This window comes from uncultured Haliea sp., from assembly GCF_963973825.1.
Lineage (GTDB): Bacteria > Pseudomonadota > Gammaproteobacteria > Pseudomonadales > Halieaceae > Haliea.
Map to the genome: position 1 here is coordinate 1 of NZ_CAXBAE010000015.1, position 16,571 is coordinate 16,571.

A 16,571-nucleotide genomic window follows, 5' to 3' on the forward strand; every position below is an offset into this window, starting at 1 on the left:
CGATTGACCGTTCGCCTCTACCAAATTCCCGCTAACCCGCGATGAACCAAAAAAATGGCCAGCCCCGCAAGGGGCTGGCCACTGCTTGCCGCGGCTAATCCGCGCGATCAGATGTCAAAGCGGTCCAGTGTCATGACCTTGGTCCATGCCGCAACGAAGTCACGTACGAATTTCTCCTTCGCATCGTCCGCTGCGTACACTTCCGCGATGGCCCGCAGCTCCGAGTTGGAACCGAACACCAGGTCAACCGGTGTGGCAGTCCACTTCAGTTCGCCCGAGGCGCGATCGCGACCTTCGTAGATGCCCGCAGTGCTTTCAGACTTGGACCACACGGTGCCCATGTCCAGCAGGTTGACGAAGAAGTCATTGCTGAGCGTGCCGGGGCGGCTGGTGAAGACGCCGTGATCCGCTCCGCCCGTGTTGGCATCCAGTGCACGCATACCGCCCACCAGCACGGTCATTTCCGGCACCGTCAGTGTCAGCAGGTTGGCGCGATCGACCAGCTGGTCAGCCGGTGAGCGGTAGGCTTCTGCACTGTAATAGTTGCGGAAGCCGTCAGCCTTCGGCTCAAGCGGTGCGAAGGAAGCCGCATCGGTCATCTCCGCTGTCGCATCGGTGCGCCCAGGCACGAAGGGGACTTCGATCTTGACCCCGGCCTCTTTCGCCGCCTGCTCAATGGCTGCGGCACCACCCAGCACGATCAGGTCAGCCAGTGAGACCTGCTTCTTGCCCCGACGCTGTGCTGCATTGAACTCGCTCTGCACTGATTCCAGGGCAGCCAGCACCTTCGCCAGCTCAGCCGGATCGTTGACCGGCCAGTCTTTCTGCGGTGCGAGGCGAACCCGTGCACCGTTGGCGCCACCGCGCATGTCAGAGCCGCGGAAAGATGAGGCGGAAGCCCAGGCTGCGCGTACCAGTTGCGGCCCGGTCAGGCCCGTTTCCAGAATCGCGTCCTTCAGCTTGCCGATGTCCTTGGCATCGACCAGCTCGTGCGTGACCTCGGGGACAGGGTCCTGCCAGATAAGCGTTTCTTCCGGCACGTCGTCACCCAGGTAGCGCGCCCGCGGGCCCATGTCCCGGTGGGTCAGCTTGAACCAGGCACGGGCAAAGGCGTCCTCGAAGGCCTTGGGGTTTTCCAGGAAGTTCTGGGAAATCTTGCGATACGCCGGATCAAACTTCAGCGACAGGTCGGTGGTGAACATGATGGGCTGGTGCGCCTTGCCCGGGATGTGGGCATCCGGCACGGTGTTGGCGGCCTGGCCGTCCTTGGGCACCCACTGGATGGCGCCGGCAGGGCTGCGGGTCTGTTCCCACTCGAAGGCGAACAGATTGCTCAGGTACATCATGCTCCACTGTGTGGGCGCTGCCGTCCAGGCACCTTCAAGGCCGCTGGTCACGGTGTCTTCGGCATTGCCCTTGCCGCAGGAATTCTTCCAGCCCAGGCCCTGCTCTTCCAGTGGGGCAGCCGCGGGTTCGGGGCCCACGCACTCATCCGGCTTGTGCGCACCGTGCGCCTTGCCGAAGGTGTGGCCGCCGGCGATCAGCGCAACGGTTTCCTCATCGTTCATGGCCATGCGACCAAAGGTTTCGCGGATGTCCTTGGCGGCCAGCAACGGGTCGGGGTTGCCGTTGGGGCCTTCGGGGTTCACGTAGATCAGGCCCATCTGCACCGCAGCCAGCGGGTTGGCCAGCTTGCGGTCGCCGCTGTAGCGTTCATCGGCAAGAAACTCGTTCTCCGGCCCCCAGTAGACCAGGTCCGGTTCCCAGTCGTCTTCACGGCCGCCGGCAAAGCCGAAGGTCTTGAAGCCCATGGACTCCATGGCGACGTTTCCGGTGAGGGTCATCAGGTCGGCCCAGGAGATGCTGCGGCCGTACTTCTGTTTGATCGGCCACAACAGACGGCGGGCCTTGTCGAGGCTGACGTTGTCGGGCCAGCTGTTCAGCGGCTCGAAACGTTGCTGGCCACCGCCGGCGCCACCGCGGCCGTCGGCGATGCGGTAGGTGCCCGCTGCGTGCCAGGCCATGCGGATGAAGAACGGACCGTAGTTGCCGTAGTCGGCCGGCCACCAGTCCTGCGAGGTGGTCAGTACGGCCTCGATATCCTTCTTGACCGCGTCGAGGTCCAGCTCATTGAATGCAGCCGCGTAGTCGAAGGCCTCACCCATCGGGTCGGATTCGGCCGCGTGCTGCCGCAGGGGCGAGAGGTTCAGTTTCTCCGGCCACCAGAATTGGTTGGACATGGGTGCCTGCTGGGCGCTGGCGATAGTGGATGACACTGCGAGTGCCACCGCTGCCAGCAAAGGCATCTTTTTAGTATGCATTGCAACCTCCTGTGGTTGAGCAAGTCAGACGTGGCGAATGCCGCAGGAAGCAACATCCGGACTGACACCTTAACGCGGGGTGGCCTATTGGCATACTTAAAAAAAACGGAAGAACTGATCGATTTAATCGATTCACCTGTGGTCCCCCCCGGGTCCGGCGCGCCACGCCCTGCACGCGGCGGCGCAGCCGGGACCGTTCTGGATTGGCTTGCGCGGTAGCTCCCAACGGGTAATCATGGGCCTTTCGCGCAGGACAGGGAGTTGTCACAGTGGCCTTGAGTGCAGTCCAGGCTCTGCAGTTGACCCTGGTGGTCGTCAGCCTGGTGTTTGCCGGTGCCTGCTTCCTGGGTTGGCGCCTGTTCGAGCGGCCGCGACATGCACTGATCTGGAGTGCCGCGTTTCTGCTGGCGGCGCTGCAATACGGGCTGAATCTGACCCGTGACCTGTTCCCATCCTACGCGTGGTGGTGGGTGCTGGTGAATGTCGTGTCCTGTCTGCTGGTGGTCACGGCAGCGCTGGGTCATCGTGTGCGCCTGGAGTTGCCGACGCCCGCGCGCCTGCTGGCCGCCCTTGTCCTGGCCGTTGCGCTGCTGCAAATCCTGTTTACCGTGCTGCTGAAACGCGACGACGTGCGTGTCGCCCTGGGCCCCGGGCTGGCCTGCCTGGCGTTCCTGCATATCGCCTGGATTCTCCTGCGCCACGGTCCAGAGCCGCGGCTCGCCCAGCGTGTTGCGGCGGGTGTCCACCTGCTCTTCGGACTGGCCCAGGGGCTGGCCACCGGCATTGCCCTGCAGTTCGGGGTCGAGGCACCGGCCGCGCTGCGCGACACCTACAACCTCGTCAACTTTGCCCTGATGCCCACCTTCTTCGTGGCGATGGGCGTGACGGTGATATTCCTGCTCGCCACTGACCTCTCCAATCGGTTGCGGCTGCAGGCGATCACTGACCAGCTCACCCAGGTCTCGAACCGGCGCGGCTTCCTGATCGCCGCAGACCTGCTCATGTCCAGCGCGCGCCGTTATCAGCGTCCCCTGGCCGTCGTGCTGGCGGACATCGATTTCTTCAAGCGCATCAATGACCGTTACGGGCACGCCGTGGGTGACCGGGCGCTGGCCCATTTCACGCAGATCCTGCGCGAATGCGTGCGCAGTGAAGATGCCATCGGGCGCATCGGCGGTGAGGAGTTCGCCGTGATGATGGGCGATTCCAGTGCCGAGGATGCCGGTCGTATGGTCGCGCGTGTGCGACAGACACTGCTGGACAGACCACTGCTGGAGCGCGGCCAGATGATTGTGATCACCGCAAGCTTCGGCATTGCCGAGTTCCACGTCGAAGACGACAAGGAGGATCTGCTGCTGCGCGCAGACCAGGCCCTGTACGACGCCAAGGCTTCCGGGCGCGATACCGTGCGGGTGGCCGGCAATCGACACCTCGTCGGTATGGTATCTCACGGCTGAGTTGACCATAATCAGCTGCTGAGCCCTTCCCCTTATAAGTACAACGCACACTGCTCCGGAGTTCCGAATGTCGCTGCGCAAGATGAAACACGCCCTCACCCTGTTTTTGATGAAGACCCTCGCCGGGCTTGCGCCCTCGCCGGCGTACATGGTGTATCTGGGTGGCGGCAGCGCGGCGCAGCTGTGCCGGCATATCGCCCGCAGCGGCGTGCGCAAACTGCTGATTGTGACGGACAAGCCCCTGCGCGAACTGGGCATTGTCGACCAGGCGACCGCAGCGCTCGCCGAGGCGGCCCTGCCGACAGTGGTGTACGACGGCGTCGAGCCCAACCCGACCTACGCCCAGGTGGCGGCGGGCAGGGCGTTGATGCTGGAGCACGGTTGCGATGCGGTGCTGGCCATTGGCGGCGGCTCATCGATTGATGCGGCCAAGATCATCGCCGCCTCCGCCACCAGTGACGAGGATCCGAAGACCTGGGTGGGTTTTGGCAAGGTCAAGCACGAGGTGCCCGCGCTGTATGCCATTCCCACCACGTCGGGTACGGGTTCCGAGGCCACCATGGGCGCAGTCATCTCCGACACGGTCACCCATGAGAAAGGGGTGATCTCCGGGGCCACCTTGCTGCCGGCCGCGGTCGCCCTCGACTCCGACCTGATGCTTGGCATGCCTGCGCCGATCACCGCGGCAACCGGCATGGACGCGCTGACCCATGCCATCGAGGCCTACATTTGTGTGTGGGACCGCGGAACGCGCAAGCAACATGCGAGCATGGCGGTGCAGCTCATCTTCGCCCATCTGCGCGATGCCGTGGCCGATGGCAGCAACCGCGAAGCGCGCGATGCCATGGCCCTCGCCGCGTACTATGCGGGCATCGCCATCAACCAGGTCAATGTGGGCAACGTGCACGCCATCGCTCACCAGATCGGCGGCAAGTACGGGATACCACACGGTCTGGCCAACTCACTGGTGCTGCCGCATGTGCTGAATTTCTGTCGGCGGGAATCGGTCAACGAACTCGCGGAGCTCGCTGTGCTCGCCGGTGTGGGGGAGTCAGGGCAGGCGCCCGACCGGCTCGCGGGCCAATTCATCGATGCCGTGGTGCAACTGCGCGCCGACGTCGGTATTGGTGAAACCTCCGACCGCATTCGTGCCGAGGACTACGGGTACCTGGCGGACCTCGCCCTGAAAGAATGTGAAGGTTACCCGGTGCCCAAGCTGCTCGAGCGCGATGCCACGCTGGACATCCTGCGCGCCATTACTGCCCGCTAGCGCGTCCGCGCTCAGCGCGCGCCGGTGGTCAAGCTGTCCAGCCACTGGCGCGTGAGCGTCATGAAATGCTGGAAATCGGGGTTCGGCCCCTGTGAGCAGGCAAAGCCGTGCTCCGCGCTGGCGTAGTGGTGTTGCGTCAGATCGACCCCCGCGTGTTGCAGTGCAGTTCCCAGTGCGCGTCCCTCGTCCCGCAACGGGTCGCGCTCCGCAGTCACCAGCAGGCAGGGTGGCAGGGAGCTCAGTTCGGGGCGCCCGGCAATCACCGCACCGGCGGCGCCCGCCGCGTCAGCGCCTCTACCTTCCAGCCAGGTATCCCAGAACCAGCGCATGACTGCGCTGGTCAGGGTTTGCCCGCGCGCGCGCTCTGTGTAGGACGGGTAGGGATGGCTGTAATGGTCGACCACGGGGTAGATGAGGAGTGCGCCGGCGAGCCGGGAGCGAAGCGCCGCATCCACCGCCAGCGCGGTGCAGGCGGCGAGATGACCGCCGGCGCTGTCACCGGCAAGCACAAAGTTGCCATTCGTGGGGCCAATACTTTCGACGTGACCGGCCAGCCAGCGGGTGGCCGCGAGGCAGTCGTCCAGTGCCGCAGGACAGGGGTGTTCCGGCGCCAGTCGGTAGTCCACTGCCACCACGGTACAGCCTGTATGCGCGCGCAGCTGCTGACAAAACGGATGATGGGTTGCGAGGTCGCCGATCACCCAGCCACCGCCGTGGAAGTAGATGATCAGCGGTTTGTCGCGGCCCTGTTTGCTGCTGTACACGCGCGTCTGCAGCTGTCCGCCCGGCCCCGGCAACTGCAGCGTGCTGAAGGGCGCATCGGTGAACTGGCCACGCCAGGCCCGGGCGTTGGCCCGGCGGTAGTAGGCTCGCGTAGCCCAGACTCTGAAGGTTTGCAGCATAGTGCGGACAGTGCGCTCCCGCCGCTCAGTCAAAGGCGACGGATTCAGGCAGCTGGAAGTACCAGCGCACGCCGTGGTCATCCGTGCGGAAATCGATCTGGCGGCGGCGGCGCAGGCAATTCAGGTGGGCGATGGTTTCACCCGTGGCGAGGCTGAGATGGTGTTCGGTAATCTCGCGCTTGAACAGCGCGGGGAAGCAGTCCACCACACGCTTCGGCTCGGCGAGGTGGTCGTAAAGCTGGTTGAGCTCCTTCTTGTGGGTCTCAATCAACTGCGTCAGGCGCACATGCAGGCCGTAGAATGGCGCTTCATGGGCCGGCAGCACCAGCAGGTCCTCTGGCAGCAGTTCGCGAATGCGGGCACAGGACTGCAGCCATTCCTGCAGCGGGTCGCTCTCGGGCTCGGTGGGGAATACACTGACGTTGGGTGTGATACGGGGCAGCACCTGGTCGCCGGAGATCAGCAGTTTCAGCGCCGGGCAGTACAGGCAGGCGTGCTCCGGCGAGTGACCGCTGCCCACGATGACCTGCCAGTAGCGGCCCCCGATGGTGAGCGTCTCGCGGTCCTTGAGGCGGTGGAAACTGTCCGGCAGGCGGTAGACCGCGCGGCCGAAACCACCGAAGGCCCGGCGGTAATTGTCGATCTGTTCTTCCGTGTACCCCGCTGCCTTGAAGTAGCGAATCGCCACTTCCGGCGCCGGTTTGCCGGTGTCGCTGACCAAGGAGCGACACATCAGAAACTCTTCCCGGGTCATCAGCAATTGGCAGTCGAAGCGCTCGGTCAGCCAGCCCGCGAGGCCCACATGATCCGGGTGCATGTGGGTACAGATGACGCGGGTAACGCGTTTGCCGCTGAGGAAGCCGGTGAACAGGCTCTCCCAGATCTCCCGTGAACGGGGCAGATCGAGGCAGGTGTCGACCACCACCCAGCCATCGCCGTCCTCCAGCAGCCAGATGTTGATGTGGTCCAGCCCCATGGGCATGGGGAAACGCACCCAGTAAACGCCCTCGGCAACCTGCTGCGGCACCCCCGATTCCGGATTGACGGCACGGGTCCAGGGGTAGGTGAGGCCGGCGTAGTTTTCAGGGTTGGCGACGAGCATCCGGGTTTCCAGGCTAGAGTGGCAGGTCGGCTATGTTCGGCGTTGCGGGCGGGAAAGTCCAGCATGGCGCGGGTCCTGCGTCGGGTGGAAGCCGCTGCCCTGCCGGCGCGGCGTGCTTTCCATCCGTACCGGCCTGCCGTATCCTGCCGGCTTTTTTCGGCGGATCTGCGATGTCACCCACCGATACGCTGCGCCTGCTGCTGCTCTCGTCATTGTGGGGATTCTCGTTCATCTTCCTGCGTGTGGCGGCACCAGAATTCGGCGCTCTGCCCCTGATTCTTGTGCGCATGCTGCTGGGCGCCCTGCTGTTGTTGCCGCTGCTCTGGCGACGCGACTACCTGCAGCTGATACGCAGCCACGCGGGCCCCCTGTTCCTGCTGGGGCTGACCAATGCAGCGCTGCCCTACACCTTTCTGGCACTGGCGACCCTGCGTCTGGAGGCGGGTGTGACCTCCCTGATCAATGCCGCGACGCCGATTTGCACGGCGCTGATGGGGGCGGCCTTGTTCGCCACGCCCATTCTGCGCCAGCAGGTGCTGGGGCTGGCTTTGGCTTTTGCGGGAGTCGCCGTGCTCTCGGCCGGTCGCCTGGGCTTCAGTGCCGGCGGCGACGGCTGGTTCATTCTCTCGGCACTCGCCGCGACGCTCTGTTATGGCTTCGCGGGCAATTACTCGCGTACCCGGCTGGGGCATCTGCCGACGCGGGTGCTGGCGGCGGGTAGCTGCGCCACCAGTGCCGTGATTCTGCTGTTGCCGGGCGTGTTGCTCTGGCCCGCGGAACCGGTCAGTGCCACGGCCTGGGGCGCAGCCATTGGTCTGGGCGCGGTGAGTACCGCGGCCGCGCTGTTGCTGTTCTTTGCACTGCTCTCCAGCGCGGGTGCAACGGCGGCGTCGACGGTGACCATGCTGGTGCCGGTGAGTGCCCTGGTCTGGGGTTTCCTGCTGTTGCAGGAGCCCATTACCCTGCAGGTGCTGGCGGGCATGGCCATCACCCTGCTGGGCACGGGCATTGCCACCGGTGTTGTCAGTCGCCGCAGGTGGCGAGGACTCGCCTGATCACCCCTGCGGGCTCCGGCTCAGCTGACCCCTCGGGCTTCCTTGCTCCAGTAGCGGGCACGCAGGGCCTTCTTGTCCGGTTTGCCCACGGGCGTGAGGGGAATGGCATCGAGGTAGTCCACGCTCTTCGGTGCCTGCACCGACCCCTTGGCGTCTTTCACCGTCTGCTTCAGGTCCGCGGCAAGCGCATCATCGGCAGCGACACCGGGTTTGACCACCACCACTGCCTTTACCGACTCACCCCACTGGGCGTCAGGCACGCCGATCACGGCCACCTGCTGCACGGCCGGATGCCGGCTCAGCACGTCCTCCACCTCCCGCGGGTAGACGTTGAAGCCCCCGGTGACGATCATGTCCTTGGTGCGATCGACAATGTACAGAAAGCCCTCGTCGTCCAGGCGTCCGATATCGCCGGTGTGCAGCCAGCCGCCGGCGAAAGCCTCGGCAGTGGCCTCCGGCATGTCCTTGTAACCACTCATGACCAGCGGGCCGCGCACGCAGATCTCGCCAGCCTCACCGGCTGCAACCGGTTTGCCGTCAGCGTCCAGCAGCGCCAGCGGCACCCAGGGGGAGGGTCGCCCACAGGCACCCAGCCGCTGGGGTCGGCTCAGGTCGTGCTCCTTGCGCCGCATGTTGGCCACCACCATGGGTGCCTCTGACTGGCCGAAAAACTGGTAGAACACCTGCCCCCACAGCGCGATCGCCTGCTGCAAACGTGCAGGACTCATCGGCGATGCGCCATAGAAGATGGTCTGCATACTGGACATGTCAGCGCTCTGGGCGCGCGGGGAGTCCAGCAGGAAATACAGCATCACCGGCACCAGCATGGTCGCCGTGATGCGGTGCTTCTGCACCGTGTCGAAAAACGCGTCCGGGCTGAAGCCCTGCATCACGTAGAATGCGCCACCTTTTTGCAGAACGGGTATGAAAAAAGCGGCTGCGGCGTGGGAGAGCGGTGTGGCGATCAGCATGCGCAGATCGTCGGGGAATTCCCATTCGGCCAGCTGTACCTGTGTCATGTAGCTGGTCACGCGGTAGCTGCTCATCACCCCCTTGGGTCGCCCGGTGGTGCCGCCGGTGAAGTTGATGGAGGCTATATCCTCCGGGCTGACGTCGGGGGCGACCAGGGGCTGCGGTGTGAAGCCGTCAGCCAGTGCCAGGTAATCCCTGCCGTGGGCGCTCGGGCCGAAGGCCAGCAGGTGCTTGACACCCGGGACCCGCGCCTGCAGTCGGGCTGCGTGCTCGTCGAAGGTGGCCGGATCGTAAACCAGCGCATCGATTTCCGCGGCTTCAAGCACGTAGGCGTGATCATCAAGTGACCCCAGCGGATGCAGGGGCGTGCCGATGCAGCCGTTGAGCTGCATGGCTGCGATATTGGCCAGCACTTCCGGGCGGTTGCCCGAGATGACCGCAATACGGCTGCCCTTGCCAAGGCCAACAGACTGCAGCGCCTGCACCAGTTGACTGGTGCGCTCGCGCACTTCGCGGTAGGTCGCCACCTTGTCGCCAAGGTACAGGCAGGGCTGGTCGTGGTGGCGGTTCAGCCCCTCAATCAGCAGCTGCGGCATCAGGGGCGGCTGGTAGAGCCTGCTTGTCTCCATGCTGTGTTTGCCCCCGGGTGGCTACTGTCGTGACTCGACGCAGAGACCGCGGCCCAAGGCGGCCAGCATATCTGCCACACCGCGTTTGCTGAGCGCCGCATCGACCACCATGCTGGAACCGTGGAAGGTCCCCGGGTAGCAGTGAATCTCCGTGGAGACGCCCGCCGCCAGCAGGCGCTGGGCATAGATCAGCGCCTCATCCCGCAGCGGGTCGAACTCCATGACGGTGACGCAGGCGGGCGGCAGCCCCTGGAGGCTCGCTGCGCGCGCCGGGGCGGCCAGCGCGGGGACCTCCGTCGAGCCGCGCTGCAGCGCGCTGCCCAGGTAGTAGTCCCAGCTCTGTTCGGCATTGGCCAGGTGCCAGATAGGGGTGTCGGTGAAGGCCTGCATGCTCGGCGTATCGAGGCGATCGTCTAGCACCGGAATGGAAAGAAACTGGTAGCACAGTGCCGGCCCGTTCTCATCGCGGGCGCGCAGCGCGCATGCGGCCGCCAGGCAACCCCCGGCACTCTGCCCCATGACGCCGAGCCGCCGCAGGTCGATGCCCAGCGTCGCTGCGTTGGCCTGCGTCCACAGCAGGGCGGCATAACAGTCGTCCAGCGGGCCCGGGAAGGCGGTCTCCGGGGAGAGCCGATAATCAACGGACACCACGACAATGCCCAACTGCCGGCTGATAGCGAGGCAGGTCGCGTGTTCGCTCTCCAGATTGCCAAACACAAAACCGCCGCCGTGCAGGTAGAGTAGCCCCGGCAGTGCAGCGGTGGCGCTCTCCGGCCGATAGACCCGCACAGGGACCTCCGGTGCACCAGCCAGACCGGGAGCCACGTGATCGCTGATGGTGGTGCCGCGGGTGTCCAGCGCCGCGTTGGCCGGGCCGACCATGGCGTCCATGGTGGCGCGCATGGTGGCGGGGTCCGCGAGATCGAAAGGCGGCAGCAGATCGAGGATCGGCCGCAGTTCCGGGTCGATATTGTATTTCATGGTGGCTAACTCCCTGTTTTATATTGGTTATTTGTTGGATGTGGGGCTCAGGCCTGACAGTCCAGCACGATCTTCCCGGGCACTGCGCCAGCGTCAATCAGCCGGTGCACCTCGGCTGCGTCGTGCAGTGGCCGTACTTCTGCGACGGCGGGGTGCAGGCGTCCTTCCCCCAGCCACTTCATCAGGGTCGCGACGTCGTTGCGGAACTCCTCCGGCAGTTTGCGTCGTCGGCTGAGGATGTTGTAGAAGCTGCTCTTGCGCCCGTCCGGACGCAGGCGCCACAGGCCAAGCAGTTTGGCAAAGCCCCACAGCAGGCTGGGTACGCTCTCCTCGCCGGTGGTTACCTGCAGCGCGCCAAAGCCGACCAGGCGGCCACCCCGCGCCACGCAGCGGTAAGAGCGCGCCCAGGACTTGCCGCCGATGGTGTCAAACACGGCCTGTACGCCCTTGCCCTCGGTGAGGCGGAGGGTTTCAGCGACAAAGTCCTTGTTGCGGTAGTCGATGGGCGTGGCGCCGAAGCTGCGCACCAGGTCGTGCTTGCTGCCGGATGCGGTACCGTAGACCGTGAGCTTCAGCTCGCGGGCCAGCTCCAGCAGCGCCGTTCCCACAGCGCCACCGGCTGCGTGTACCAGGATGGCATCGCCCGGTTTCAGGTCGCATTCGCGCGTCAGCATCTGCCAGGCGGTGGTGTAGGACAGCATCATGCACACGGCCTTGAACGGGTCGAGGCCGGCGGGGCAGGGCACCACACTGCTTGCGTCCACGCACAGGTATTGCGTATAGCCACCGATTGCCGGCATGTCCGCGACCGTGTCACCCGGCTGCAGGCCGCTGACGCCGCTGCCGAGTGCGTCGACGACGCCCACCCAGTCGTATCCGGGGGTAAAGGGCGGCTTGTCCTTCACGTCCACGTACTGACCCTGGCGCACGATGGTATCGGTGAACCCGGTGCCGGCGGCCAGTACCTTGACCCGGATCTGTCCCGGGCCGGGCTCGGGAAGCGTGTGCTCGGTGACCAGGTGCAGGTTTTCCGGGCCCCCGAATGCGCTGAGCTCAATGCGTTGCCAGTCTTTTGCCGTCATACCTGCCTGTCCTTGATCATCCGATTCCACATGCCGCGCTGCGCCGGGGGAAAGCTCCCGACGGCTTTGGCAGCAGAGTATGTCTGTGCCTCGCGTCTCTGTCTAATCGCGGTGGTGTAGATGTTTGGTCTGCAGCGCACAGCTGGCGTATGCTGGCTGTGGCACGCGCCTTTCCACACCAGGAAAAGGTGTGCGTTGCCATCACCGAGAGTTCTGTCAGGTCATGAGGTAACCATGTCGCTGCGCCAGACAAATCTCGCCAAACTGGCGGGGCAGGAGTTTGATGTGCTGGTCATCGGCGGCGGCATCAACGGCGCCGTGTCGGCCGCTGCGCTGGCCGGGCGCGGTGTCAACGTGGCCCTGATCGAGGCTGAGGACTTCGCCAGCGGCGTCAGCTCCCAGTCTTCCAATCTCGCCTGGGGTGGCATCAAGTACCTCGAGAGCTACGAATTCCTGCTGGTGAACAAGCTGTGCCGCTCGCGCAACGAACTCATGCGCGCCTACCCCTCCACCGTGAAGGAAATCCGCTTCTTCACCACCATCCAGAAGGGCTTTCGCTGGCCACCCTTCGTCATCTTTCTCGGGAGTGTGCTGTACTGGGTGATGGGGCGCTTCAAAACAAGACCACCAAGATATGTAAGCGCTCGCAAACTTGAGGCTGCAGAGCCGGTGATCGACACGCGGCAGGCAGCAGGTGGCCTGGAGTACTCCGACTGCTATCTCTACGACAACGATGCCCGCTTTGTCTTCGGCTTTGTGCGCAAGGCACTGGACTATGGCTGTGTCGCGGCCAATTACGTGGCCGCCACGTCCCTGCGCCGCGAAGGCGGGCGCTGGCTGGTGCAGGCACGCGATGCGGTCAGTGGCGAGACCTTTACCATCGCCGCCCGTGCGCTGGTCAACGCGGCAGGGCCGTGGCTGGACGGACTGAACGAGGCCGCCGGCGTGCGGACCAGGCACCACCATGTGTTCTCCAAGGGTATCCACCTGATTGTCGATCGGGTCACCGACAACAAGCGCGTGCTCACCTTCTTTGCCAGCGACGGCCGGCTGTTTTTCCTGATCCCCATGGGGTCGCGGACCTGCGTGGGGACCACGGACACGCGGGTGGAATCGCCGGAGGTCGGAGTGACCGACGAAGACCGCGATTTCGTGCTTTCGAATATCAATGCGCTGCTGGATATGGACCCGCCGCTGACCCGCGAGAGCATCATTGCCGAGCGCTGTGGTGTGCGGCCGCTGGCGGTCGCGGGCGATGGCAACGGGGCCGACTGGGTGCAGCTTTCCCGCAAACATGTGCTGGAAGTGGATCGCGAACGACAACACCTCAGTATTCTCGGCGGCAAGCTTACCGACTGCCTGAATGTGGGCGACGAGGTGGTCGCGGAGTTGTCCAGGCTGGGTATCGACGTGCCAGAGCCTCAGGCCACCTGGTATGGCGAGCCGCCGCCCGGCGTGCACGAAGAGTATTTGCGTCAGGCGCGGCTGATGCAGCTGGATGAGTTGACCGCACCCACCTCCTCGGAGCCCCTGAGCGAGCGCTTCTGGCGTCGCTATGGCCAGGCGGCCTTTCACCTGCTGGAACGCATCCGCGCCGACCGCAGTTGCGCCCGCCTGTTGATCGGCCGTGCCGAGTACACGCGCTGCGAAATGGAGATGACGGCGCAGCGCGAGATGGTGGTGAAACTGGAGGATTTCATGCGCCGGCGTTCCAAGATCGAGCTGGTGTTGCGTCGGGAGGAGATTGCCGAAGCGCCCGGGTTGCGCCGTGCAGCGGAAATTCTCTTCGGCGACGAGGCAGAGCAGCGTCTTGCGGAATACCTCGCGGAGAATCTGGTCTAAACTGACTGGGGGCGGACACTGGGTCGCAGGACAGGAATCCGGATAACAGTAAGGGGAATGGGATGAATTGGTATCTCGATGTATTGAAAAACAAGTATGCGATGTTCAACGGGCGCGCGCGTCGCAAGGAATACTGGTTTTTCGTGCTGTTCAACATTCTGGCGAGTATTGCCCTGGGCATCGTCGACACGATCACCGGCACTTTCAACGATGAGATGGGGGTGGGGCTTCTCGGCGGCATCTACTGGTTGGCGGTGCTGATCCCCGCCATCGCGGTCGCGGTGCGGCGCCTGCACGATACCGGTCGCACAGGCTGGTGGTTGCTGCTGGCCTTTATCCCGGTCATCGGTGGGCTCGTGTTGCTGATCTTCATGGTCTTCGACAGCGAGCCCGGCGACAACCAGTATGGGCCAAACCCCAAGCTGGGACCGAGCGTGGCTGTGTGACCACCGCTGCACGTTGATTACACCGTTCACCGAGCTGATATGCCCCCTGGACAGTCAGCCGCTTGCGGTCAGCGATGGCAGTTGGCGCTGTCCCAGTGGTCACAGCTTTGACATCGCCAGGCGCGGATACGTCAATCTCCTCGCGGTACAGAACAAGCGCTCCCGGGACCCGGGCGACAGTCGGGAGATGGTTGCCGCCCGTGCGCGTTTCCTCAACGCGGGCCACTATGGCCCGCTGGCGGCCGCGGTCGCGCGCACTGTGCTGGGATCCATGCCACGGGTCGACCCGCTGAGCTGCATCGATGCCGGTTGCGGCGAGGGCTTCTACCTGCGCGAACTGGCAAGGGCCGCCGGTGCCAGCCAGCCACTCAGGCTGGGCGGCGTGGACATTTCCAAATGGGCCGTGCAGGAAGCGGCGCGGCAGGATCGGCGCTCAGCCTGGATGGTGGCGAGCAACGCCCGCCTGCCCGTCGCCGGAAACAGCGTGGACAGGCTGTTGTGCCTGTTTGGTTTTCCTGTCTTTGCCGAGTTCGCTCGTGTGTTGAAGCCGGCCGGTGAGCTGCTGCTTGCGGAGGCGGGTCCGGCGCATTTGCAGGAGCTGCGTGAGGTCATCTACCCCACCCTGAAGCAAAAGACCTCGGCAGCGCCGCGCACGCACGCGGGTTTTCAGTTGCAGGCGGAGGAGTCGCTGCGCTTTCAGGTGCGGCTGCACAGCAGCGCGGCGATCGCCGATCTGCTGGCGATGACGCCCCACATGCACCGTGCCCCACCGGCGGGGCGGGCAGCGGCCCTCGCGCTGACCTCACTGCAGGTCACCGTGGATGTACGGCTGCGGAGCCTGGTGTCGAACTCAGCGTTTTGAGGTTCTTCGGGGTCGGCAGGACGGCGCGCTTGGCATAGAATAGCGTCATGCACGTTGCCTCGGGGCCGCGTGCCTTTTCCCCCGCAAGCGAGTGTTCACATGACCGATGTTATTACCGTTCCCGTTTCCTTTGGCGAGGTGCTGGACAAGATCACCATTCTGGAAATCAAGTCGGAGCGCATCAGTGACCCGGACAAGAACGCCAATGTGAAAACGGAACTGGACGCCCTGAACGGCATTTGGGCGGCCGCTGTGCCGGATGAGTCGGCGATTGCCGAGTTGCGGGCGCAGCTCAAGGCGGTCAATGAAGCGCTCTGGGTAATCGAGGATGACATCCGGGACTGTGAGCGCGCCCAGGATTTCGGCGCCACGTTCATCGAGCTGGCGCGCTCGGTGTACTTCACCAACGACAAACGGGCCGCCCTGAAAAAGTCCATCAACCTGGCGCTGGGCTCGCGCTTTGTTGAAGAGAAGTCGTATCAGGACTACACGGCCTAGCGGCGGCGGCCTGACTCCGCGGTCGCCGGTTTCTGCGCCGCCAGCCACTGGTCCAGCTTTCCGGTGGCGTCCGCAACCGTCACCAGCTCCATGGCTCCCGGCACCTCCACCTTCGCGCCCCAGCGGGCTTCATCAACGCTCTGCTGGCGGAAGCGGCGCAGTGCATCGGGGTAGCGATCCACGCACCAGTGCAGTGAGTTGTAGGGGCCGGAACGCTGTGGGTTACTGGCGGCAAACAGTCCCAGCACATCGGTGCCCACGCTGCTGGCGATATGCGCGGGCCCTGTGTCCGGCGCGACCAGCAGGTCGGCACCGGCCAGCAGTGCGGCGAGCTGTTTCAGCGTGTCCTGGCCGCAGATATTCTCGACGGGTTGCTGCATGGCAGCGGCTATGGCCGCGCAGGTTTCCTGCTCATGGGCCGCCGGGCTGCCCACGAGAATGACCTGCATGCCGTGGGTCCCCGCAGCGTAATCGGCGAGCGCGGCGTAATGGCTTACGGGCCAGTTGCGCAGGGCATGGCTGGAGCAGGGGCTGATCACCAGGGTGCGCCGGTCGGCAGCCAGGTGGCGCCGCGCGAAGGCATGGTCTTTCTCGTCCAGCGGGATGTGCCAGCGCGGAGCTGCGGGTTGTAATCCCAGCGGTTGCAGAAAACTGGCCAGGCAATCGCGTACATGTTGCCTGGGTGCCGGCGCGATGCGCCGGTTGATGCACAGGCCGTGGCCGTCCTTGCTGCGCGCACGGTCGTACCCGACCCGCAGGCGTGCCCGCACCAGCAGGGAAACAAGGTTGGCGCGGGCGGCCAACTGCATGTGCAGCAGGGCATCAAAACGCTGGCCGCGCAGCGTCCTGTACAGGTCGCGGTAGCCGCGCCAGCCGGCGCGCTTGTCGAACACGATGAACGTCACCCCCGGCAGGTCACCCACCAGGCGCGCTTCGAGCTTGCCGATAATCCAGGTGATACCCACGCCCGGAAGCTGCTCCTGCAGGCTCAAGACGACAGGTATCACATGGGTCACATCGCCCAGGGCTGACAGGCGCAGCAAGCAAATCGATTGAAGTGGCGTTTGTGACATCGCGGGTTCCAGCGGCGGTAGAGCTTGATGCATCATCATTGCTACACTGCATGCATTCTATCCGAGTCTCCCGCCGGGG

At 64.7% G+C, this 16,571-nt stretch carries 14 protein-coding genes; 7 read left to right on the forward strand and 7 right to left on the reverse strand.

The annotated features are described in order from the left end of the window. Nucleotides 1-107: 107 nt before the first annotated feature. Nucleotides 108-2,321, reverse strand: coding sequence for a catalase/peroxidase HPI (katG, locus tag AACZ17_RS15135; RefSeq protein WP_290745650.1), 2,214 nt, complete (start codon nucleotides 2,319-2,321; stop codon nucleotides 108-110). Nucleotides 2,322-2,590: 269 nt separating this feature from the next. Between katG and AACZ17_RS15140 the strand changes: the two genes are divergently transcribed. After that, on the forward strand, nucleotides 2,591-3,778 hold the full coding sequence (locus AACZ17_RS15140) for a GGDEF domain-containing protein (protein WP_290745647.1): 1,188 nt from the start codon (nucleotides 2,591-2,593) through the stop codon (nucleotides 3,776-3,778). A 67-nt stretch (nucleotides 3,779-3,845) separates the two neighbouring features. After that, nucleotides 3,846-5,048 carry an iron-containing alcohol dehydrogenase gene (locus AACZ17_RS15145; protein WP_290745644.1) on the forward strand — a complete coding sequence of 401 codons (1,203 nt, stop codon included), beginning with the start codon at nucleotides 3,846-3,848 and terminating at the stop codon, nucleotides 5,046-5,048. Nucleotides 5,049-5,059: 11 nt separating this feature from the next. Here the strand turns inward: AACZ17_RS15145 and AACZ17_RS15150 are convergent, their stop codons facing one another. Continuing rightward, a complete protein-coding gene (locus AACZ17_RS15150) occupies nucleotides 5,060-5,950 on the reverse strand; it encodes an alpha/beta hydrolase (RefSeq protein ID WP_290745641.1) in 891 nt (296 codons plus the stop codon). 25 nt (nucleotides 5,951-5,975) lie between these two features. Continuing rightward, complete coding sequence (locus AACZ17_RS15155; protein ID WP_290745638.1) at nucleotides 5,976-7,052, reverse strand: MBL fold metallo-hydrolase; 1,077 nt, start codon at nucleotides 7,050-7,052, stop codon at nucleotides 5,976-5,978. Between the two features lie 170 nt (nucleotides 7,053-7,222). Between AACZ17_RS15155 and AACZ17_RS15160 the strand changes: the two genes are divergently transcribed. Next, nucleotides 7,223-8,107, forward strand: coding sequence for a DMT family transporter (locus AACZ17_RS15160; protein ID WP_290745635.1), 885 nt, complete (start codon nucleotides 7,223-7,225; stop codon nucleotides 8,105-8,107). Between the two features lie 20 nt (nucleotides 8,108-8,127). Here the strand turns inward: AACZ17_RS15160 and AACZ17_RS15165 are convergent, their stop codons facing one another. Genes AACZ17_RS15165 through AACZ17_RS15175 form a run of 3 tightly spaced genes read right to left on the reverse strand, consistent with a single transcriptional unit; the run spans nucleotide 8,128 to nucleotide 11,771 of the window. Continuing rightward, the gene (locus AACZ17_RS15165; RefSeq protein WP_290745632.1) at nucleotides 8,128-9,708 is read right to left on the reverse strand and encodes an AMP-binding protein; all 1,581 of its coding nucleotides are present in this window, start codon (nucleotides 9,706-9,708) and stop codon (nucleotides 8,128-8,130) included. 21 nt (nucleotides 9,709-9,729) lie between these two features. Continuing rightward, nucleotides 9,730-10,689: an alpha/beta hydrolase gene (locus AACZ17_RS15170; RefSeq protein ID WP_290745630.1), complete on the reverse strand. Its 960-nt coding sequence runs from the start codon at nucleotides 10,687-10,689 to the stop codon at nucleotides 9,730-9,732. Between the two features lie 47 nt (nucleotides 10,690-10,736). Then, nucleotides 10,737-11,771 (reverse strand): medium chain dehydrogenase/reductase family protein, encoded by a 1,035-nt coding sequence (locus AACZ17_RS15175; RefSeq protein ID WP_290745627.1) that lies wholly within the window; start codon nucleotides 11,769-11,771, stop codon nucleotides 10,737-10,739. 234 nt (nucleotides 11,772-12,005) lie between these two features. Here AACZ17_RS15175 and AACZ17_RS15180 point away from each other — a divergent pair, with 234 nt between their 5' ends. The 4 genes from AACZ17_RS15180 (at nucleotide 12,006) to AACZ17_RS15195 (ending at nucleotide 15,419) form a co-directional block, all read left to right on the forward strand. Then, nucleotides 12,006-13,613, forward strand: a complete 1,608-nt coding sequence (locus tag AACZ17_RS15180) for a glycerol-3-phosphate dehydrogenase/oxidase (RefSeq protein ID WP_290745625.1) — start codon at nucleotides 12,006-12,008, stop codon at nucleotides 13,611-13,613. A 62-nt stretch (nucleotides 13,614-13,675) separates the two neighbouring features. Beyond that, entirely contained in the window at nucleotides 13,676-14,059 is a 384-nt protein-coding gene (locus AACZ17_RS15185) for a DUF805 domain-containing protein (protein WP_290745622.1), read from the forward strand. Continuing rightward, complete coding sequence (locus AACZ17_RS15190) at nucleotides 14,019-14,921, forward strand: putative RNA methyltransferase (RefSeq protein ID WP_290745619.1); 903 nt, start codon at nucleotides 14,019-14,021, stop codon at nucleotides 14,919-14,921. The genes AACZ17_RS15185 and AACZ17_RS15190 overlap by 41 nt, the downstream gene beginning before the upstream one ends. A gap of 99 nt (nucleotides 14,922-15,020) precedes the next feature. Further along, nucleotides 15,021-15,419, forward strand: coding sequence for a DUF6165 family protein (locus AACZ17_RS15195; protein ID WP_290745616.1), 399 nt, complete (start codon nucleotides 15,021-15,023; stop codon nucleotides 15,417-15,419). Here the strand turns inward: AACZ17_RS15195 and AACZ17_RS15200 are convergent. Further along, nucleotides 15,416-16,531 (reverse strand): glycosyltransferase family 9 protein, encoded by a 1,116-nt coding sequence (locus AACZ17_RS15200; protein WP_339638743.1) that lies wholly within the window; start codon nucleotides 16,529-16,531, stop codon nucleotides 15,416-15,418. The two genes, AACZ17_RS15195 and AACZ17_RS15200, sit on opposite strands and share 4 nt — an antisense overlap. Nucleotides 16,532-16,571: the final 40 nt, after the last annotated feature.

Bases quoted from the DNA above. Each gene is read 5' to 3' on its own strand.
- katG (WP_290745650.1), bottom strand. From the start codon at position 2,321: ATGCATACTAAAAAGATGCCTTTGCTGGCAGCGGTGGCACTCGCAGTG.
- AACZ17_RS15200 (WP_339638743.1), bottom strand. From the start codon at position 16,531: ATGATGATGCATCAAGCTCTACCGCCGCTGGAACCCGCGATGTCACAA.
- AACZ17_RS15165 (WP_290745632.1), bottom strand. From the start codon at position 9,708: ATGGAGACAAGCAGGCTCTACCAGCCGCCCCTGATGCCGCAGCTGCTG.
- AACZ17_RS15155 (WP_290745638.1), bottom strand. From the start codon at position 7,052: ATGCTCGTCGCCAACCCTGAAAACTACGCCGGCCTCACCTACCCCTGG.
- AACZ17_RS15145 (WP_290745644.1), top strand. From the start codon at position 3,846: ATGTCGCTGCGCAAGATGAAACACGCCCTCACCCTGTTTTTGATGAAG.
- AACZ17_RS15175 (WP_290745627.1), bottom strand. From the start codon at position 11,771: ATGACGGCAAAAGACTGGCAACGCATTGAGCTCAGCGCATTCGGGGGC.
- AACZ17_RS15190 (WP_290745619.1), top strand. From the start codon at position 14,019: ATGGGCCAAACCCCAAGCTGGGACCGAGCGTGGCTGTGTGACCACCGC.
- AACZ17_RS15180 (WP_290745625.1), top strand. From the start codon at position 12,006: ATGTCGCTGCGCCAGACAAATCTCGCCAAACTGGCGGGGCAGGAGTTT.
- AACZ17_RS15150 (WP_290745641.1), bottom strand. From the start codon at position 5,950: ATGCTGCAAACCTTCAGAGTCTGGGCTACGCGAGCCTACTACCGCCGG.
- AACZ17_RS15195 (WP_290745616.1), top strand. From the start codon at position 15,021: ATGACCGATGTTATTACCGTTCCCGTTTCCTTTGGCGAGGTGCTGGAC.
- AACZ17_RS15185 (WP_290745622.1), top strand. From the start codon at position 13,676: ATGAATTGGTATCTCGATGTATTGAAAAACAAGTATGCGATGTTCAAC.
- AACZ17_RS15160 (WP_290745635.1), top strand. From the start codon at position 7,223: ATGTCACCCACCGATACGCTGCGCCTGCTGCTGCTCTCGTCATTGTGG.
- AACZ17_RS15170 (WP_290745630.1), bottom strand. From the start codon at position 10,689: ATGAAATACAATATCGACCCGGAACTGCGGCCGATCCTCGATCTGCTG.